Origin of the sequence: Xanthomonas sp. GW (assembly GCF_014236815.1) — a bacterium.
GTDB lineage: Bacteria > Pseudomonadota > Gammaproteobacteria > Xanthomonadales > Xanthomonadaceae > Xanthomonas_A.
The window spans coordinates 3,853,786-3,871,802 of sequence record NZ_CP051189.1 but is presented as its reverse complement, the minus strand read 5'-3'; the positions used below and the strand labels follow the sequence as shown (position 1 = coordinate 3,871,802).

The window sequence follows — 18,017 nt, the reverse complement described above, 5'->3', positions numbered from 1 at the left end:
GACTCGCTGAATGGTTGCATTCGACGCCACCGAAGCGCTGACGCCGTACCGCGAGGGCCGCGGCTATGGCGCCATTCTGTTCGACCGCCAACGGCTGCGGCAAGCCGAGCCGGCGCTGTTCTCGGCCGCGCACTGGGCCGAGCGCGCGCGCCCGGTGGACGAGGGCGGCCGCGGCGGCGCCTGGTTCGTCGATGCCCCGTTCGGCGCCAGCGTGCTGCGCCAGTACCGGCGCGGCGGCCTGGTCGCCAAGCTCAGCCGCGATCGCTACCTGTGGTCCGGCGCCGACCGCACCCGCAGCTTCGCCGAGTTCCGGCTGATGCGCGCGTTGATCGCACGCAAGCTGCCGGTGCCGCAGCCGCTGGCCGCCTGCTATCTGCGCCAGGGGCTGCGCTACCGCGCCGCGATCCTGATGGAACGACTGGAAGGGGTGCGTTCGCTGGCCGATCGCGCGCATGTCGCCGGCCGCGGCGCGCCGTGGGAGGAGACCGGGCGGCTGGTCGCGCGCTTCCACCGCGCCGGGCTGGATCACGCCGATCTCAACGCGCACAACATCCTGTTCGACGGCAACGGCCGCGGCTGGATGATCGATTTCGACCGCGGCGTGCTGCGCATCCCGGCCACACGCTGGCGCGAGCGCAACCTCAAGCGCCTGCACCGCTCGCTGCTGAAGCTGCGCGGCGAGCGCAGCGTGGACGAGGTCAACAAGGACTACGCGCGCCTGCGCCGCGCCTACGATCTGGCCTGGAACCGGGGCTACTGATGGCCTGGGCGCTGCGCTTCCAGGGCGTGGGCAATGCGTCGGCGGTGGAGCTGGGCTCGCCGATGGCTACCATCGAGCGCGACGCTGCGCCATGGCTGAGCATCGATTGCGGCGGCGAGGGTCTGAGCGCCTACCAGGCGCACTACGCGGCGATGCCGCAGGCGCTGTTCGTGACCCATGTGCATCTGGACCATGTGGCCGGCTTCGAACGGCTGTTCGTGGACGCCTATTTCTCGGCGCGGCGCGGCAAGGTGCGGGTGTACGTGCCGGCGCCGCTGGTGCCGCTGCTGCATCGCCGGATCGGCGACTACCCGAACGTGCTGGCCGAGGGCGGCGCCAATTTCTGGGACGCGTTCCAGCTGATCGCGGTGGGCGATGCGTTCTGGCACGACGGGGTGCGGCTGGAGGTGTTTCCGGTCCGCCACCACTGGCCGGACACCGCCTTCGGGCTGCGCCTGCAGGGCGCGCTGGTCTGGAGCGGCGATACCCGGCCGATCCCGGAAATGCTGAGCCGTTATGCCGGCGACGGCGAACTGGTCGCGCATGACTGCGGTCTTCACGGCAACCCGTCGCATACTGGGGTCGATGACCTGGAACGGGAATATCCCGCCGAGTTGCTGCAACGCATGATGCTGTACCACTACGCCAGCGCCGAGGATGCCGAAGCCCTGCGCGCGCGCGGCCACCGCGTCGCGCGGCCGGGCGAGTGCGTGGCGCTGGAAACGCCGCGCGCGCCGCAGGTGCCGGCGCCATGAGCGCCGTGTTGCGCCCGCCGCTGCCGCTCGCGCCCATCGCGCCGCTGGATCGGTTGGGGCGGCCATTGCGCGACCTGCGCCTGTCGGTGATCGAGGCCTGCAATTTCCGCTGCGGCTACTGCATGCCGGCCGACAAGGTGCCCGACGACTACGGCTTCGATGCGGCCTCGCGATTGTCGTTCGAACAGATCGAGACGCTGGTGCGCGGCTTCGTGCGCAACGGCGTCAGCAAGCTGCGCCTGACCGGCGGCGAGCCGTTGCTGCGCCGCGACCTGCCCGAACTGGTGCGGCGCCTGGCGCGTATTCCCGGCCTCGACGACCTGGCCATGACCACCAACGGTTCGCTGCTGGCGCGGCACGCGCAGGCCCTGCGCGATGCGGGGCTGCGCCGGGTCACGGTGAGCCTGGACGCGATCGACGCGGCGACCTTCCGGCGCATGTCCGGCGACCGCGGCGAAGTGGCGCAGGTGCTGGCCGGCATCGACGCGGCGGTGGCGGCCGGGCTGGGGCCGGTGAAGATCAATTGCGTGGTCCAGCGCGGCATCAACGACGACCAGGTGCTGCCGTTGCTGGCGCATTTCCGCGGCAGCGGCCACGTACTGCGTTTCATCGAATACATGGATGTGGGCACCTGCAACGCCTGGCGCCGCGAGCGAGTGGTGCCTTCGGCCGAATTGCACGCGCGCATCGCCGAGCGCTGGCCGCTGCGCGCGCTGGATCCGCACTACGCCGGCGAAGTCGCCGCACGCCATGCCTTCGTCGATGGCGGTGGCGAGATCGGCTTCGTCAGTTCGGTCAGTGCGCCGTTCTGCGGCGATTGCCATCGCGCGCGGGTGTCGGCCGACGGCCAGCTCTACACCTGCCTGTTCGCCGCCGCCGGCACCGACCTCAAGCCGGCCCTGGCCGGCGGCGAGGACGCGCTGGCCGCGCGCGTGCAGGCGCTGTGGGGCCAACGCGGCGATCGCTACAGCGAACTGCGCGGCGATGCGCGCGCGGCGCGCGGCAAGCACGTCGAGATGTTCCTGATCGGCGGATGAGCGCAATGGACGAGTCGCTGAAGCACCGGTTGTTCGCGCTTGAGCTGGAATTGCTGGAGCCGGCGACGCGCGCCTCGATGGCGCGGTTGTCGGCGCTGCTCGACGAGGCGTTCGTCGAATTCGGTGCGTCCGGGCGCTGCATCGACAGGCAGGCGCTGCTGCAGGAACTGCCGGCAGAGGCCGGCGCGGTCCGCTATCGCGCGTTCGATTTGCAGGCATGGTTGCCGGCGCCGGATCTGGCGCAGCTGCGCTATCGCAGCGAGCGCCACGATGGCGCCGGCGCGCCGGTGCGGCATGCGCTGCGCAGTTCGCTGTGGCGCTGCCGCGATGGCGAATGGCGCATGCTGTTCCACCAGGGCACGCCGATTCCCGGCGCCGCCTGAGCAGGGTGCCGTGGGAGCGGCAGCGCAGCCTATGAGCGAAGAAAAGGCCAAATACGCCGTCGCGGCGAGCAAGACGCTGACCCATCTGGACCCGCAGGGGCTGCCGACGATGGTGGACGTCTCGGCCAAGGCCGTCACCGCGCGCGTCGCCGTGGCCGAGTCGCGGGTGCGCTTTCCCGCCGCGGTGGCCGCGCAATTGCGTGCCGACGCGCTGCGCAGCGCCAAGGGCGGCATCGTCGACACGGCGGTGATCGCCGGCACCATGGCGGTCAAGCGCACCCACGAACTGATCCCGTTCTGCCATCCGCTGCCGATCGACGGCTGCCGCTTCGCGATCGACTGGGCCTCGCCGCAGGTGCTGCGCATCGAGTGTACGGTGCGCACCGTGCACCGCACTGGCGTGGAGATGGAGGCGCTGACCGGCGCCAGCATCGCCGCGCTGACCGTCTACGACATGTGCAAGGCACTGTCCCACGCGATGACGATCGGCCCGGTACGGCTGCTCGGCAAGCGCGGCGGCAAGCGCGACGTCGGGAGCGCGGCATGAGCGTGACCGTGACCGTGCTGTATTTCGCCAGCCTGCGCGAGGCGGCGGGGATCGAGCGCGAACAGGTGCAGACCGCAGCCGCCGACCTGCGCGCGCTGTACGCCGAACTCGACGCGCGGCACGGCCTGCGCTGGCCGTCGCAGCGCCTGCGCGTGGCCGTGGACGGCGCCTTCGTGGGCTGGGACGACGCGCTGCGCGAGGGCAGCGAAGTGGTGTTCATTCCGCCGGTCTCGGGAGGCTGAACGATGTCCGACACGCACCGCTTCCATCTTGCCGACAGCGCCCTGGACATCGCCGCGCTGCGCGCGCCGCTGGCGCATGCGCAGGCCGGCGCCTACGCCAGTTTCGAAGGCTGGGTACGCGACCACAACGACGGCCGCGCGGTCGATGGCCTGCGCTACGAGGCCTATGCGGCGCTGGCAGAGGCCGAAGGCCGGCGCATCGCCGACGAAGCCCTGGCCCGCTTCGGCATCCTCGACCTGCGCTGCGTGCACCGCATCGGCGACCTGGCGATCGGCGACCTGGCGGTGTGGGTCGGCGTGGTCGCGGCGCACCGCGGCGCGGCGTTCGACGCGTGCCGCTACGTCATCGACGAGGTCAAGGCGCGGGTGCCGATCTGGAAGCACGAGCGCTATCACGAAGGCGGCGCCGGCTGGTTGCATCCGGAGGCGTAGGGCCGGCCCGGGATGCCAGACCATCGGCAGGGACGCCGATGTCGCGTCGACGATGACGTGAGGACAGCAAGGCACGCTCGTGCGATGGGCACCCGGATCGGCCGCTGTAGCGTTCTTCAAGAGATTAGGGTGGCGACCCCGCCGGCTGACCTCGGCGCCCGCGTCGATCGATACGCGCCGTGGGAATGTTGCCGTTGCGGGGATGGTTGCGCCGTCGCCACGGCCGGTGCTAACGACTGGCCAGGATCGACGCTTGCGGCATGGCGCGGGACACAGCCGCAGCTTGCCAGCAGCATCCGGTCGAAGTGACCGCATTTACCTGGCGGATGTGTTTTCAGGAAAAGGGTGGCGACCCCGCCGGCTGACCTCGGCGCCCGCGTCGATCGATACGCGCCGTGGGAATGCTGCCGTTGCGGGGATGGTTGCGCCGTCGCCACGGCCGGTGCCAACGACTGGCCAGGATCGACGCTTGCGGCACTGCGCGGGACACAGCCGCAGCTTCCCAGCACCCATCCGGTCGAAGTGACCGCATTTGCCTGGCGGATGTGTTTTCAGGAAAAGGGTGGCGACCCCGCCGGCTGACCTCGGCGCCCGCGTCGATCGATACCGTTGCTGCCTTCCGGCCCTGGCGGAGTTTTCGACCTAGCGTCGCGAGGGGCCGACGGGGCCACCATAGAGACGAAACCGCGCCGTGGCGCGGTCTTCCCTTTGAGTTCTTTCGCCGGCGGCGAAGAAACCCTGCGAGGGAAGCGCAATTCGAATCTGGCGGAGAGAGGGGGATTCACTCGGCATCTTTCGATGCCTCGCCCTACGGGCGGCTTCGCCGTGCAGGTGGCGATGCCACCTGTCGAACCCGGGGGTTCTCACCCCCTCCCAGGCGCCGGCGAAACTCACGCGACTGGGCCATCTCAACACTTTCAATCTGGCGGAGAGAGGGGGATTCGAACCCCCGAAGCGCGGTTTAGACGCTTACACACTTTCCAGGCGTGCTCCTTCAACCACTCGGACACCTCTCCGTGCCTGCCGGCGCGACTAGCCGACGGCAGGGGCGGGATTCTAGCCGTCGCGGGCGCCGTTAACAAGGAGAACGCTCTGCGCGGGCCGGGACTTGCCGCCGGGTCCGGCGCCGATAGCAAAAAAAAGCGCCGGCCCGCCGCCGTCCAGGCCCGTGGCGCCGGTCCGGCCGCCACTGCCGCTGAACGATCGACGCGGCGCGGCGTGGCACAATGGCGGTTCAGATGAAGACGGTTGCCTGATGTCCTATCTCGTTCTCGCCCGCAAGTGGCGCCCCAAGCGTTTTGCCGAGTTGGTGGGGCAGGAACACGTGGTCCGCGCGCTCACCAATGCGCTGGACAGCGGGCGCGTGCACCACGCGTTCCTGTTCACCGGCACCCGCGGCGTCGGCAAGACCACCATCGCGCGGATCTTCGCCAAGTCGCTGAACTGCGAGCAGGGCACCAGCGCCGATCCGTGCGGGCAGTGTCCGGCGTGCCTGGACATCGACGCCGGCCGCTACATCGACCTGCTGGAGATCGACGCCGCGTCCAATACCGGCGTGGACGACGTGCGCGAGGTGATCGAGAACGCGCAGTACATGCCCTCGCGCGGCAAGTACAAGGTGTACCTGATCGACGAAGTGCACATGCTGTCCAAGGCGGCGTTCAACGCGCTGCTGAAGACGCTGGAAGAGCCGCCGGAGCACGTCAAGTTCCTGCTGGCGACCACCGACCCGCAGAAGCTGCCGGTGACGGTGCTGTCGCGCTGCCTGCAGTTCAACCTCAAGCGCCTGGACGAGGAGCAGATCCAGGGGCAGATGACCAGGATCCTGGCCGCCGAGCAGATCGAGGTCGATGCCTCGGCGATCGTGCAGCTGGCCAAGGCTGCCGACGGCAGCCTGCGCGACGGCCTGTCGCTGCTCGACCAGGCCATCGCCTATGCCGGCGGCGCGCTGCGCGACGACGTGGTGCGGGCGATGCTGGGCACGGTCGACCGCACCCAGGTCGGGGCGATGCTCGAGGCGCTGGCCGATGGCGACGGGCAGCGGCTGCTGCAGGTGGTCGCCACGCTGGCCGAGTTCTCGCCGGACTGGGGCGGGGTGCTGGAGGCGCTGGCCGAGGCGCTGCACCGGATCCAGGTGCGGCAGCTGGTGCCGGGCGCGGCGGTGGCCGGCCTGGACGGGCTGGACCCGGCGCCATTCGCCGAGCGCCTGCGTCCGGAAATCGTGCAGCTGTGGTACCAGATGGCCTTGAACGGCCGCCGCGACCTGTACCTGGCGCCGAGTCCGCGTGCCGGGTTCGAGATGGCGGTGCTGCGCATGCTGGCGTTCCGCCCGGCGGGTGCGGCACCGCTGCCGGCCGCATCCGGGTCAGGTACGACGACGGAAGGCCGTGCGCCTGCGACGCCCGTGGCTGCGGCACCTGCTGCCGCTGCGGCCAGCGTCGCCGCGCCGTCCGTCGCCGCGATGCCCGCGCCCGCCGCACCGATGATGGCGCCAGCGCCGGCAGCGGCTGCGGTCGCAGACAAGCCGACACCGGCGCCCGCACCGGTCGCGGCGCCCGCCGTGCTCGACCCGCCGTGGGAAACCGCGGCACCTGCACCGGCAACGCCGCCGGCGGCGACCATGGCGCCGGTCGCGCCGGCCCCCACCGCCGCGGCCGAGCCGGAAATGGCGATGGTGCCGCCGCTGGCCATCGCTGAGCGCACGCCCCCCGAATACGCCGCGCCGCGCGTGCTGCACGCGGCCGAGGACTGGCTGGAACTGGTCGCCGATTGCGGCCTGACCGGGCCGTCGCGGCAGCTCGCCGCCAACTCGGCCTTCGTCAGCCACGCCGACGGCGTGCTGCGGCTGTCGCTGTCGCCGGGCTTCGAATACCTGCAGTCCGAGCGCTCGCTCGGCGAACTGGCCGCGGCGCTGGCCGACGCGCTGGGCAGCCGGCCGAAGATCGTGATCGAAAGCGGCATCGCGGTCGATGCCGAAACCCTGCACGAGCGCTCGCACCGGCAACGCGGCGAGCGTCAGAGCGCGGCCGAGACCGCGTTCCTGCAAGACCCGGCGGTGCAAGCGCTGATCCAGCAGCAAGGCGCGCGGGTCGTGCCCGATTCCATCCGCCCCTACCAAGAGTAATCAAGCATGCGTGGGAACATCGCCCAATTGATGCAGCAGGCGCAGAAGATGCAGGAAAACCTGCAGCGCGCCCAGGAAGAACTGGCCCAACTGGAAGTCACCGGCAGCGCCGGCGGCGGCATGGTCAGCGTGACCCTGACCGGCGCCAAGGAGTGCCGCAAGGTGCGGATCGATCCGAGCATCCTCTCCGACCAGGAGATGGCCGAGGATCTGATCGCCGCCGCTTTCAACGATGCGTGCAACAAGATCGACGCCGAGTCCAAGTCGCGGATGGGCGCGGCCACGGCCGGCATGCCGATTCCGCCGGGCATGAAGTTGCCGTTCTGAGAGGCCGGGATTCGGGAGTGGGGAGTGGGGATTCGCGAAGGCAAGCGCGAAGCCGCTGCTTCCCGATCCCGGAGTCCGACGTTCGAATCCCGAATTCATGTCTTCCCTGCTCGAACAACTGATCGAGGCCTTCCGGATCCTGCCGGGTGTGGGCCAGAAGTCGGCGCAGCGCATGGCCTATCACGTGCTCGAGCGCGAGCGCGACGGCGGGCTGCGCCTAGCCAACGTGCTGGCCGAGGCGGTGGAAAAGGTCGGCCACTGCACGCAGTGCCGCGATTTCAGCGAGACCGAGCTGTGCGCGATCTGCGCCAGCGCCGGCCGCGATCGCCAGCAGCTGTGCGCGGTGGAGTCGCCTGCCGACCGCCTGGCGATCGAGCACGCCACCGGCTACCGCGGGCTGTATTTCATCCTGCAGGGGCGGCTGTCGCCGCTGGACGGCGTCGGCCCGCGCGAACTCGGCCTGGACCGGCTCGGCACGCGGCTGGCGCAGGGCGAGATCACCGAGCTTATCATCGCCACCAATTCCACCGTCGAGGGCGAGGCCACCGCGCATTATCTGGCGCAGCTGGCGCGTCGGCATGGCGTGCGTCCTAGCCGGCTGGCGCAGGGCCTGCCGCTGGGCGGGGAGCTGGAGTACGTGGATCGCGGCACGCTGTCGCATGCGTTCGGCAGCCGCAACGAGGTCCCGCGCGGCGGAGCAGGCGAGTAGCGGCACCTCTGGCGATGGCTGCGTGTCGCCGAATTCGGCTATAACGACTGCCCCTTTCCGCTGTGCGAGCTGGCCCATGGACACCATCTTCGGCAAGATCATCCGCCGCGAAATTCCCGCGAGCATCGTGTACGAGAACGACGACGTGCTCGGCTTCAAGGACATCGCGCCGCAGGCGCCGGTGCACGTGCTGTTCATTCCCAAGCAGGTGGAGATTCCCACCCTCGACGACCTGGCGCCGGAGCAGGCTACGCTGGTCGGCAAGCTGGTGCTGGCCGCGGCCGCCTACGCGCGCGAGCAGGGCTTGGCCGAGGACGGCTACCGGGTGGTGATGAATTGCCGCGAGCATGCCGGGCAGACCGTGTTCCATCTGCACCTGCACCTGCTGGCAGGTGCGCCGCTGGGCCGCTTCGGCACGCCCTGAGCGGCCGCCGCGGCGCGATTTGCCGCAGCCCTGCCGGCCAAACAGAAAACGCCGCTTTTCAGCGGCGTTTTCTTCTCCATCATGACACAGCGCGTGGCGCCGGGCGGCTTACCACCAGCCGCGGCCCCAGCCCCAGCGCGGGCCCCACGGATCCCACGGGCCCCAGGGGCCGTACGGGTAGGCGGGGACCACGTCGACCTGGCGCACCACCGGCCACAGGTAGACCACGTCGGCATCGATCTTCGGCAGGCGGTAGTCGTACTCGCCGATGCGGGTGCTTTCGTAGCCGGCGACGTGGCCGATGAAGGTCACCTCGCGGCCGGGTTCGAACACCGCCGGGTCGTAGAAGCCGGAGCGGCAGGCGATGAAGCGGCCGTCGCTGGCGTCGGCCGAGTCGCTGTCCGGACGGCCGCTGGCGCTCAACGGCCGCGACAGCATCTGGAAGCAGGTCTGGCCCTGGCCGGGCTTGGTCTGGATGATCTTGCCGCCCCAACGCACCGAGGTACCGACCTGCTGGCCGGCGACCGAGTCGCGCGGGGTGACGGTGGCGAATTGGCCTTGCAGCGGCTTGGGCGCGGTCGCGCAGGCACCCAGGGCGAGAACGGCCAGGACGGGGAACAGCAATCGGATCTTCATCGAAATGCTCCGGTATGCGGACGGTGCCTGCGCAGGTCGCGCAACAATGAAGCCCTGTCCGAATCCGCGCCAGCGTAGCGCGAATCGGCGAAACGTTGGCTGAGCGAAAGCAACGCGTTTGCCTCCATCACCTGGTGTACACGCGATGCCCACAGCAGCGCCGGTTCGTGCGCTTCGCGGCCCAGGCCGAGCCGGGCGTAGCGCCGGCCCAGCCGGCGCCAGGCGCGCAGCAGCGGGTCGCGCTCGCGTTCGCCGCGCGCCAGCAGCCAGGCCATCCAGCCCAGCAGCAGGGCGGCGAAGCCGGCGAACAAGGCGACCAGTTGCGCCGGCTCCAGCTTGGCGATGCCCAGGTTGCTCAACAGCTGCTGTTGGCGGTTGGCGTCGAAGGACAGCACCAGGTCGTTCCAGCCGCGGCGCAGCCAGTCGCCGACATCGCGCAGTTGCCAGTCGGCGCCGCCGCCCTGGGCACCGGCGTCGCCGCCGAGGCGGTCTTCCAAGGTGTCGTAGATGCGTTCCGGGGCGACCGCGGCGGTCGGGTCCACGCGCACCCAGCCGCGCTGCGGCAGCCACACCTCGGTCCAGGCGTGGGCGTCCATGCGCCGCACCACCCAATAGCCGCCGAACGGATTGCGGGTGCCGCCGGCATAGCCGGTGACCACGCGTGCGGGGATGCCGGCGCCGCGCATCAGCACCACGAAGGCGGAGCTGAAGTGCTGGCAGAACCCGGCCTTCTGCTGGAACAGGAATTCGTCCACGCCGTCGCGGCCGGGCAGCGGCGTCTCCAGCGTGTAGGCGAAGTCGCGGTGGATCCACTGCAGCGCGCGCGCCACGATCGCGGCATCGTCGGCGCCGGCCTGCTGCCGCCATTGTTTGGCCAGCGCCAGGGTGCGCGGGTTGTAGCCGGGCGGCAGCGCCAGCGCGCGCTGGCGCTGCGCCGGCGCCAGCGCGGCCTCGAAGCGCAGCGGCGGCGCCGAGCGCAGGCGCCAGCGGGTCAGCGCGCCGAGCGGGCGCTCGCTGTGCAGCACGTAGTCGGCGGAGATGCGGGTGCCTTCCGGCGCCTGCAGCGGCAGGTCCAGCGCCACCAGCTGGCGGCGATCGGTCGGCTCGACCTCGATCTCGTAATCCCACGCGGCCGCGCCGGTCTGCACCGCCGGCGCCGGCAGATACGCATTGCCGCGATCCGCACGCCAGGTACTGCCGTCGAAATCCCACAGCACCGGCCCACGCCAGTAGCGTTGCGCCGGTGCCGGCACGCGGCCGAAGAACTGCACGCGCAGCGCCGGGGTGTCGTCGGCCATCAGGTCCAGCCACTGGCCCGGGCTCATCGTGTCCGACAGGCCAGGCCGGCCCAGCGCGCGCTCGGGCACGCCCCACAGCGGCGAGCCCAGGCGCGGGAACAGCCAGAACGCGGCCAGCGCCAGCGGCAGGCCCAGCGCCAGCAGCCGGCCGACGCCGCGCAGCTGGCCGCGCAGCGGCGGCGCGGCGCTGTGTCCTTCCTGGTCGGCCAGGCGCTGCATGCACAGCAGCGCGGCGATCACCGCGGCCAGCCCCAGCAGCATCGTGATCGGCCCCTGGTCCAGCAGGAACGCGGCGAACGGCGCGAACAGGGCGAAGCCGAGCAGGCTGCGCGCATCGCGCAGCGTCTTCAGTTCCGACGGCTTGATCGCCAGCATCGCCGCGAGCATGGCGCAGCCGGTATCGCGCCCGAAGCGCATGCCGACCTGCCAGTAGATCGCCGCCAGCATCGCCGCCACCAGCAGCAGGCGCAGCACGGCCGGCAGCGGCCGCCATGCCGAACTGGCGCCGATCAGCAGCGCGGTCGCCGCGAACAGCAGCGCCAGCGCGCCGGGCAGCTGCAGCAGCAGCGGCAGCAGCGCCAGCAGGCCGGCACCCAGCGCCCAGTGGCGGCTGCTGTCGCGCAGCGCGGGCGAGCGCGGCTCAGCCATGCGGCAGCAGCGCCAGCGCGCGCAGGCACAGGTGCCGGTGTTGCGGGCCGCGGCCCGGGCCCAGCGGCGGCTGCCCCGGCAGCAGCAGGCGGTAGCGGCGGCCGTCGCGCTCGGCCTCGTTGACCCAGCGCGCCAGCCGCGCGATGCGGCGCTCGTAGGGCAGCGCCGGCAGGCTGCGCCAGTCGAGCACCACGTCCACGCCGATCGGGCGTTCGTATTCGCGCACCAGCAACGTGTCGCGGCGCGCCGAGTGCTTCCAGGAGATCGCGCGCGGCGCATCGCCGGCGCGGTACGGGCGCAACTGCTGCAGCTCTTCGCCGAGCGCGTGCAGGCGGGTCTGGGTCGGGGTGCCGTCGCCGTGCGGCAGCGGCGGCCCGTCGCTTTCCGGTTGCGGATAGACCAACAGCGGCGCGTCCGGCCAGAACCAGGCCCAGGCGCGCAGCAGGCCCAGCGGCTGGGTGGTGGAAATGCGGATGCGCTGCAGGTCGAGCCAGCCGCGGCGTTCGGTGGGCAGTTCCAGATCGGCTTCGGTGGCGCCGTCGCCGTGCAGGTCGATGTAGGTGTGCCGGTCGGCATGCGCCACGCGCAGGCCACGGCGCTGGCGGGCGTCGCCGGCGGCCAGCGCCAGGCGCAGCCGCAGCGGCGTGCCGGCCGCGACCGGTTCGGCCGACAGCGCGTCCAGGCGCAGTCCCGACAGCTGCAGGTGGGCCGCGATCGCGCTGGCGATGGCGGCCGCGCCGAGCAGCATCGCCAGCAGCAAGGCGGGGTTGTTGTTGTAGTTGAGCGCGCCGAGTAGCATCGCGCCGAGCAGCAGCGCCAGGAAGCCGCCGAACGGCGTGGGCAGGATGTAGATCCGGCGCCGGTCCAGCCGCACCGGCAACGACTCGGGATCGCGCGGCCGCGCCAGCCGTGCCAGCGCCTGCCGCCACTCGCGCAGCCGTGCCCGCATCGGCCTCAGTCCACCGCCACGCTGTGCAGGATCGCCTTGGCCAGCGCTTGCCCGGAGGCCGACTCCTGTTCGGACACCAGGCGATGTTCGGCGACCGCCACGAACAGCGCCTGCACGTCCTCGGGCAGCGCGTGCGCGCGGCCAAGCAGCAGCGCGTGCGCCTTGGCCGCGCGCAGCAGCGCGATGCCGGCGCGCGGCGACAGGCCCACGCGCACGCCAGGATGCTGGCGGCTGCGCGCGAGCAGCGCCTGCACGTAGCCGACCAGCGCGTCGCTGGCGTGGATCTGTTCCACGCTGTGCCGCAGCGTGGCCATGTCGGTGTCGCTGAGCAGCGGCCGCGCCTGTGCGATCAGGTCGCGGCGGTCGCTGCCGCTGAGCAGCGCGCGTTCGGATTCGGCGCTGGGATAGCCCAGCGCCAGCCGCAGCAGGAAACGGTCCAGCTGCGAATCGGGCAGCGGGAAGGTGCCCGACAGGTCCACCGGATTCTGCGTGGCGATGACGAAGAACGGCGCCGGCAGTGGATGCGTGGTGCCGTCCAGGGTGACCTGCTGTTCGGCCATCGCTTCCAGCAGCGCGCTCTGCGTGCGCGGCGGCGCGCGGTTGATCTCGTCGGCGAGCAGCACGTGCGCGAACACCGGGCCGGGATGGAACTGGAACTGGCGCGATTGCGCGTCGTACACCGACACGCCGAGCACGTCGGCCGGCAGCAGGTCGGAGGTGAACTGCACGCGTTGGAAGCTCAATCCCAGGCTCGCGGCCAGCGCATGCGCCAGCGTGGTCTTGCCAAGCCCGGGCAGGTCCTCGATCAGCAGATGTCCTCCGGACAGCAGCGCGACAAACGCCATGCGCACCTGCTGCGGCTTGCCCAGGACCAGCGAATTGACCTGCTGCTGGGCCTGCGCGAGCGCCTCGCGCAGCGTATCGGTTAGCATTTCCGGCAAGCGGGGCGGAGTAGGCATCGCATTCTCGCAACGGTTTAGGGGAGTCTAAAGGCAATGCAAGGCGAACAACGTGCACGCACCACCTTCATGGTGCTGTGGATGCTGGTCACCGCAGCCAAGCTGCTGGTGGCCGCGCGCCTGCCGTTGTTCGTCGACGAGGCGTTCTATTGGCAGGAAGGCCAGCACCTGGCCGCCGCCTATTCGGATCTGCCCGGGCTGACCGCCTGGCTGGCGCGGCTGGGCGTGGCGCTCGGCGGCGACCACCTGCTGGCGCTGCGCGCGCCGTTCCTGCTTTTGTCGGCGTTGATGCCGTGGCTGATCGCGCGCATCGCCACGCGCTGGTTCGGTGCGGTGGCCGGCTGGCGCGCCGGCAGCCTGACCTTGCTGATGCCGCTGTCGGGCACGCTCGGCATCCTCGCCTTGCCGGACGTGCCGATGGCGCTGGCGACGATCCTGTGCATGGATGCCAGCGCGCGGCTGCTGCGCCAGATCGATGCGATGAGCGCGGTGGAACTGGCGCTTGGCCTGACCCTCGGCGCGCTGAGCCATTACCGCTTTGCCGGGGTGATCGGGGTCGGCGCGATCGCGCTGCTGCTGATCCCTCAGGGCCGACGCATGCTGCGCGATCCGCAGGTGTGGGTGGCGCTGGCGATGGGTATCGTCGCCTGGCTGCCGCTGCTGGCCTGGAATGCGGACAACGGCGAGGCCGGAGTCAAGTTCCAGCTGATCGATCGGCATCCATGGAGCTTCCAGCCCGGCGGCATCGCCTTCGTGCTGATCCAGGGCCTGCTGGTCACGCCGCTGCTGGCGGTGGCGATGTGGAAAGTGGCGCTGGTGGCCACGCGCGGCGGCGGCAGCGGTGGCGCGCGCGTGCAGTGGCGCTATTTCGGCCTGCTCGGCGGCGTGTCCACGCTGGGCATCTTCCTGCTCGGCTTCTTCACCGATGCCGAGCGCATCAGTTTCCATTGGCCGTTGCCGGGCTATCTGGCCTTGCTGATCGCCGCGCCGGTGATCCTCAACGGCTGGCCGAAGCGGCTGCGCCGCGCGACCTGGTTGCTGACCGGGATCGGTCTGGTCGGCGCGTTCGGCTATTACCTGGCGGTGTCGGTGCCGTCGGTGCGCGAGCATGCCGCCGGCGACAAGTACTACCCGCGCAACTTCGCCGGCTGGAAGCCGCTGGCCTCGGCGGTGCGCCGCGAACTGGCGGCGATGCCGGCGGGCACGCAGGTGCTGGCCGACAACTTCAAGGTCGGCGCCGAGCTCGGTTTCGAACTGGGCGATGCCGATATCCAGGTGCTGCCGCATGCGTTGAACGACAAGCACGGACGCAGCGCGCAGCTGCGCCAGTGGGGCCTGCTCGGCGACGGCCGGCGCGATGGGCCGCGGCTGCTGGTGCTGTCGCCCAGCGACATGAAATACCGGTTGCTGCTGCAGCGCTATCACGCGGTGTGTGAACTGGTCGGCCCGTTGCCGCCGCCGAAGGTGGTGTCCAGCGATCACGGCAACCAGCGCTTCCTGCTGTTCGCGCTGCCGGCGCAACGCCTGCCTGGGCCGTGCACGACGCCGGCGATGGCCTGGTTCAACGCGCCGGGCGTGGGCGACAAGGTGGCGCCGCATTTCGAGGTGTCCGGCTGGGCGTTCAAGGATGGCGTGGGCATCGCCCGGGTCGAGGTGCTGCTCGACGGCAAGGTCGCCGCGCAGGCGCGCTACGGCGAGACCTACGACATCACCGCGTTCTGGAAGATCTCCACCGATCCGGGTCATCCCAACGTCGGCTTCCGCGCCGAACTCGATGCCAGCGGATTGGCGCCGGGCACGCATTGGCTCGGCCTGCGCCTGCATGGCCGCGACGGCAGCGTCGAGGAGTGGTGGGAGCAGCCGATCGAACTGCGCCGCCGCTGATAGCATGGCGCGCCTTTCCACGCCCGCCGCGCAGGACCGCCCACCGCCCATGCCGAGTCTTTCTGCTGCCCACGCCGCGGCCCTGCCGCGGATCGCGGTGCTGGTTCCCTGCCATAACGAAGCGGCCACGATCGGCCAGGTGATCGCCGCGTTCGCCGCGCAGTTGCCGACGGCGAGCATCCACGTGTTCGACAACAATTCCAGCGACGCCACCATCGAGCGCGCGCGCGCGGCCGGCGCGCAGGTGCGCGAAGTCGCGTTGCAGGGCAAGGGCAACGTGGTGCGGCGCCTGTTCGCCGATGTCGATGCCGACGTGTACGTGCTGGTCGATGGCGATGCGACCTACGACGCGGCGATGGCGCCGGCGCTGATCGAGCGCCTGCTGCGCGATGGCCTGGACATGGTGGTCGGCGCGCGGCGCAGCGACGAGGCCGCGGCCTATCGCGCCGGGCACCGTGTCGGCAACGTGCTGCTGACCCGCTGCGTGAGCTTCCTGTTCGGGCGCAGTTTCGACGACATGCTGTCCGGCTACCGGGTGTTCTCGCGGCGCTACGTGAAGTCGTTTCCCGCGCATGCCGCCGGCTTCGAGACCGAGACCGAACTGGCGGTGCACGCCCTGCAGTTGCGCATGCCGGTGGCGGAAGTGGCCACGGCCTACGGCGCGCGGCCGCAGGGTTCGCAAAGCAAGCTGCGCACCTGGCACGACGGCACGCGGATCCTGCTGACCATCCTGCGCCTGTTCAAGGCCGAGCGGCCGTTGCTGTTCTTCTCGCTGGGCTTCGGCGCCTGCGTGCTGCTGGCACTGGGGCTGGCGGTGCCGTTGGTGCTCACCTATGCGCACACCGGCCTGGTGCCGCGTTTTCCGACCGCGATCCTGTGCTCGGCGCTGGTGCTGCTCGGCTTCCTGTTGCTGGCCTGCGGGCTGATCCTGGACACGGTCACGCGCGGCCGGGTCGAGGCCAAGCGCCTGGCCTATCTGGCGATCCCGGCGCTGCCGTCGCGTGCGCCGCCGGCGTCTGCCACGGCCGAAGGCGACCACGCATGAGTGCGGCAAGCGACGCAGTGCCGGGTCCGAGCCGCCGCCAGCGTCTGCTGCGCGCGCTGGATCGCCGCTTCGCCTTCCACAGCCGCGGCAACGTGATCGCCGCCGGCATCGCGGTGGCGCTGCTCGGCGGCCTGCTGTCGCTGCTGCTGGGCCAGGATGCCAACTGGGATCTGCGCAATTACCACCTGTACAACGGCTATGCCGCGCTGCACGGCCGCCTCGGCACGGACCTGGCGCCGGCGCAGTTGCAGAGCTACTTCAATCCGTTGCTGGACGTGCTGCACTACGCGCTGATGACCGGCCTGCCGGCGCCGCTGGCGGGCTTCGCGATGGGCGCGCTGCACGCGCTGGCGTTCCTGCTGCTGGCCGGCATCGTCTGGCAGGTGCTGGATCCGCGCCTGGATCGGGCGCGGTTGGCGCCGTGGCTGGCCCTGGCCGGCATGTGCAGCGCTGCGTTCCTGTCCGAATTCGCCGGGACCATGGCCGACAACAGCAGCGCACTGCCGGTGCTGGGCGCCTTGCTGGCCGCGCTGCACGCGCAGCGCCGGCAACAGGCGGCCGGGCAGGGCGTGGCGGTGGCGTGGTGGGCGCTGGCCGGTGCATTGCTGGGCCTGGCGCTGGCCTGCAAGCTGACCAATGCGCTGTTCGCGCTCGCGCTGGGCGTGGCCGCGCTGGTCGCGGGCGGGCGCATGCGGCAACGCGTCGGCGGCGCCGCGGTGCTGACCGTGGTCACCGTGCTCGGCTTCGCGGTCCTGGCCGGGCCGTGGTTGCTGGGCGTGTGGAAGGCCTTCGGCAACCCGCTGTTCCCGCAGTTCAACAGCCATTTCCTGGCGCCGCTGGCGCAGCCGGTCGCGCTCAGCGATACGCGCTGGCTGCCGCAGGGCTGGCTGCAGTGGCTGAGTTGGCCGCTGCACTTCTCGTTCGCGCCGAACCGGGTCAGCGAGGTCGCCTTGCGGCAGATCGTCTGGCCATTGCTGTACCTGGTCGGTCTGGCCACGCTGCTGCGCTTCGCGCTGCGCCGGCCACCCCGGCCCGCGGTGGCCAGCGACGTGGTCGCGCCGGCATGGCGCGCGCTGCTGGTGTTCTTCGTGGTCGCGTACCTGGCCTGGCAGTCGGTCTTCAGCATCCAGCGTTACCTGGTGGTACCGGAGTTGCTGGCGCCGCTGCTGCTGTGGGTCGGGCTGCGGCGCTTGCTGCCGGCACGCATCGCCGCGCCGGCGGCGCGCTGGGCGCTGATCGCCTGCGCACTGGTCGCCATACAGGGCTGGGGCGACTGGGGCCACGAACGCTGGGCGCGCGCGGCGTTCCGGGTGCAGGCGCCGAGCATGCCGCAGCCGGCGCGCAGCCTGGTGCTGCTGGTCGGCGATGTGCCGCAGTCGTGGCGCATCCCGTTCCTGCCGGCGCAGGCGGCGTACGCGTCGGTGGCGTCCAATTTTCCCGAATCGCCGGCCTATGCCGAGCGCGTGCAGGCGCTGCTGGCCGAACGCGGCCAGGGCTATGCGCTGTTGCCGGCGACGGTGGATCGCAACGTCGCGCGCTTGCAGCGGCTCAATGCGCTGGCTGCGCGCCTGGGCCTGGACCACGGGCCGGACTGCCGGCTGATGCGGCGCCTGGCGCACAGGCCGGTACGCGCGGCAGTGACCGAGCACGATGGCCGCTGCCAGTGGACGATCCTGCCGGAACGGGCCATCGACATCGCCGCCGGCGACCGCGCGGCGCTGGATCTGGCCGACCAGCAACTGGCCCGCTACGGCCTGGCCTTGCAGCTGGACACCTGCGCGGTCCACGAGTCCTGGGTCGGGCAGGCGCGCTTTCCGTACCAGTGGTGCCGGGTCGGCCGGCGCTGATGCCGGCGGAC

At 71.1% G+C, this 18,017-nt stretch carries 18 protein-coding genes, 1 tRNA gene and 1 other RNA gene; 14 read left to right on the top strand and 6 right to left on the bottom strand.

Features of this window, described 5'->3' with window-relative positions; translation table 11 throughout:
* The first annotated feature begins 10 nt into the window (after positions 1–10).
* The 7 genes from HEP73_RS16570 to HEP73_RS16540 are packed head-to-tail and all read left to right on the top strand — an operon-like array spanning position 11 to position 4,156.
* The gene (locus tag HEP73_RS16570) at positions 11–760 is read left to right on the top strand and encodes a 3-deoxy-D-manno-octulosonic acid kinase (RefSeq protein ID WP_185813670.1); all 750 of its coding nucleotides are present in this window, start codon (positions 11–13) and stop codon (positions 758–760) included.
* On the top strand, positions 760–1,515 hold the full coding sequence (locus HEP73_RS16565) for an MBL fold metallo-hydrolase (RefSeq protein WP_185820814.1): 756 nt from the start codon (positions 760–762) through the stop codon (positions 1,513–1,515). Before HEP73_RS16570 ends, HEP73_RS16565 begins: the two co-directional genes overlap by 1 nt.
* The gene (moaA, locus tag HEP73_RS16560; RefSeq protein WP_185820813.1) at positions 1,512–2,552 is read left to right on the top strand and encodes a GTP 3',8-cyclase MoaA; all 1,041 of its coding nucleotides are present in this window, start codon (positions 1,512–1,514) and stop codon (positions 2,550–2,552) included. Before HEP73_RS16565 ends, moaA begins: the two co-directional genes overlap by 4 nt.
* A gap of 5 nt (positions 2,553–2,557) precedes the next feature.
* Positions 2,558–2,935 carry a nuclear transport factor 2 family protein gene (locus tag HEP73_RS16555; protein ID WP_185820812.1) on the top strand — a complete coding sequence of 126 codons (378 nt, stop codon included), beginning with the start codon at positions 2,558–2,560 and terminating at the stop codon, positions 2,933–2,935.
* Positions 2,936–2,966: 31 nt separating this feature from the next.
* Positions 2,967–3,482 carry a cyclic pyranopterin monophosphate synthase MoaC gene (moaC, locus tag HEP73_RS16550; protein ID WP_185820811.1) on the top strand — a complete coding sequence of 172 codons (516 nt, stop codon included), beginning with the start codon at positions 2,967–2,969 and terminating at the stop codon, positions 3,480–3,482.
* Positions 3,479–3,724, top strand: coding sequence for a MoaD/ThiS family protein (locus tag HEP73_RS16545; protein WP_185820810.1), 246 nt, complete (start codon positions 3,479–3,481; stop codon positions 3,722–3,724). Before moaC ends, HEP73_RS16545 begins: the two co-directional genes overlap by 4 nt.
* Before the next feature lie 3 nt (positions 3,725–3,727).
* On the top strand, positions 3,728–4,156 hold the full coding sequence (locus HEP73_RS16540; protein ID WP_185820809.1) for a molybdenum cofactor biosynthesis protein MoaE: 429 nt from the start codon (positions 3,728–3,730) through the stop codon (positions 4,154–4,156).
* A 568-nt stretch (positions 4,157–4,724) separates the two neighbouring features.
* Here HEP73_RS16540 and ffs read toward each other — a convergent pair.
* Positions 4,725–4,821, bottom strand: an RNA gene (gene ffs / locus HEP73_RS16535) — signal recognition particle sRNA small type.
* Positions 4,822–5,079: 258 nt separating this feature from the next.
* Positions 5,080–5,172, bottom strand: a tRNA-Ser gene (locus HEP73_RS16530).
* A gap of 239 nt (positions 5,173–5,411) precedes the next feature.
* On the opposite strand from HEP73_RS16530, the gene dnaX reads away from it, so the two are divergent.
* The 4 genes from dnaX (at position 5,412) to HEP73_RS16510 (ending at position 8,740) form a co-directional block, all read left to right on the top strand.
* Positions 5,412–7,280 carry a DNA polymerase III subunit gamma/tau gene (gene dnaX, locus HEP73_RS16525; RefSeq protein WP_185820808.1) on the top strand — a complete coding sequence of 623 codons (1,869 nt, stop codon included), beginning with the start codon at positions 5,412–5,414 and terminating at the stop codon, positions 7,278–7,280.
* A gap of 6 nt (positions 7,281–7,286) precedes the next feature.
* Positions 7,287–7,607 carry a YbaB/EbfC family nucleoid-associated protein gene (locus HEP73_RS16520; protein WP_185813663.1) on the top strand — a complete coding sequence of 107 codons (321 nt, stop codon included), beginning with the start codon at positions 7,287–7,289 and terminating at the stop codon, positions 7,605–7,607.
* Between the two features lie 97 nt (positions 7,608–7,704).
* The gene (recR, locus tag HEP73_RS16515) at positions 7,705–8,316 is read left to right on the top strand and encodes a recombination mediator RecR (RefSeq protein WP_185813662.1); all 612 of its coding nucleotides are present in this window, start codon (positions 7,705–7,707) and stop codon (positions 8,314–8,316) included.
* A gap of 76 nt (positions 8,317–8,392) precedes the next feature.
* Positions 8,393–8,740 (top strand): histidine triad nucleotide-binding protein, encoded by a 348-nt coding sequence (locus tag HEP73_RS16510; protein WP_185813661.1) that lies wholly within the window; start codon positions 8,393–8,395, stop codon positions 8,738–8,740.
* A gap of 108 nt (positions 8,741–8,848) precedes the next feature.
* Here HEP73_RS16510 and HEP73_RS16505 read toward each other — a convergent pair whose 3' ends face one another.
* From HEP73_RS16505 to HEP73_RS16490, 4 genes are read right to left on the bottom strand one after another with little or no spacing between them, the layout of a single operon-like run.
* A complete protein-coding gene (locus HEP73_RS16505) occupies positions 8,849–9,376 on the bottom strand; it encodes a Slp family lipoprotein (RefSeq protein ID WP_179570652.1) in 528 nt (175 codons plus the stop codon).
* Positions 9,373–11,322 (bottom strand): transglutaminase family protein, encoded by a 1,950-nt coding sequence (locus HEP73_RS16500; protein ID WP_185820807.1) that lies wholly within the window; start codon positions 11,320–11,322, stop codon positions 9,373–9,375. The genes HEP73_RS16505 and HEP73_RS16500 overlap by 4 nt, the downstream gene beginning before the upstream one ends.
* Positions 11,315–12,271 carry a DUF58 domain-containing protein gene (locus HEP73_RS16495; RefSeq protein ID WP_185820806.1) on the bottom strand — a complete coding sequence of 319 codons (957 nt, stop codon included), beginning with the start codon at positions 12,269–12,271 and terminating at the stop codon, positions 11,315–11,317. The genes HEP73_RS16500 and HEP73_RS16495 overlap by 8 nt, the downstream gene beginning before the upstream one ends.
* Positions 12,272–12,276: 5 nt before the next feature.
* Positions 12,277–13,230, bottom strand: coding sequence for an AAA family ATPase (locus tag HEP73_RS16490; protein ID WP_185820805.1), 954 nt, complete (start codon positions 13,228–13,230; stop codon positions 12,277–12,279).
* Between the two features lie 36 nt (positions 13,231–13,266).
* On the opposite strand from HEP73_RS16490, the gene HEP73_RS16485 reads away from it, so the two are divergent.
* Genes HEP73_RS16485 through HEP73_RS16475 form a run of 3 tightly spaced genes read left to right on the top strand, consistent with a single transcriptional unit; the run spans position 13,267 to position 18,006 of the window.
* Positions 13,267–15,114, top strand: a complete 1,848-nt coding sequence (locus HEP73_RS16485; protein ID WP_185820804.1) for an ArnT family glycosyltransferase — start codon at positions 13,267–13,269, stop codon at positions 15,112–15,114.
* Between the two features lie 49 nt (positions 15,115–15,163).
* Positions 15,164–16,159, top strand: a complete 996-nt coding sequence (locus tag HEP73_RS16480; RefSeq protein ID WP_185820803.1) for a glycosyltransferase family 2 protein — start codon at positions 15,164–15,166, stop codon at positions 16,157–16,159.
* On the top strand, positions 16,156–18,006 hold the full coding sequence (locus HEP73_RS16475) for a glycosyltransferase 87 family protein (protein WP_185820802.1): 1,851 nt from the start codon (positions 16,156–16,158) through the stop codon (positions 18,004–18,006). Before HEP73_RS16480 ends, HEP73_RS16475 begins: the two co-directional genes overlap by 4 nt.
* Positions 18,007–18,017: the final 11 nt, after the last annotated feature.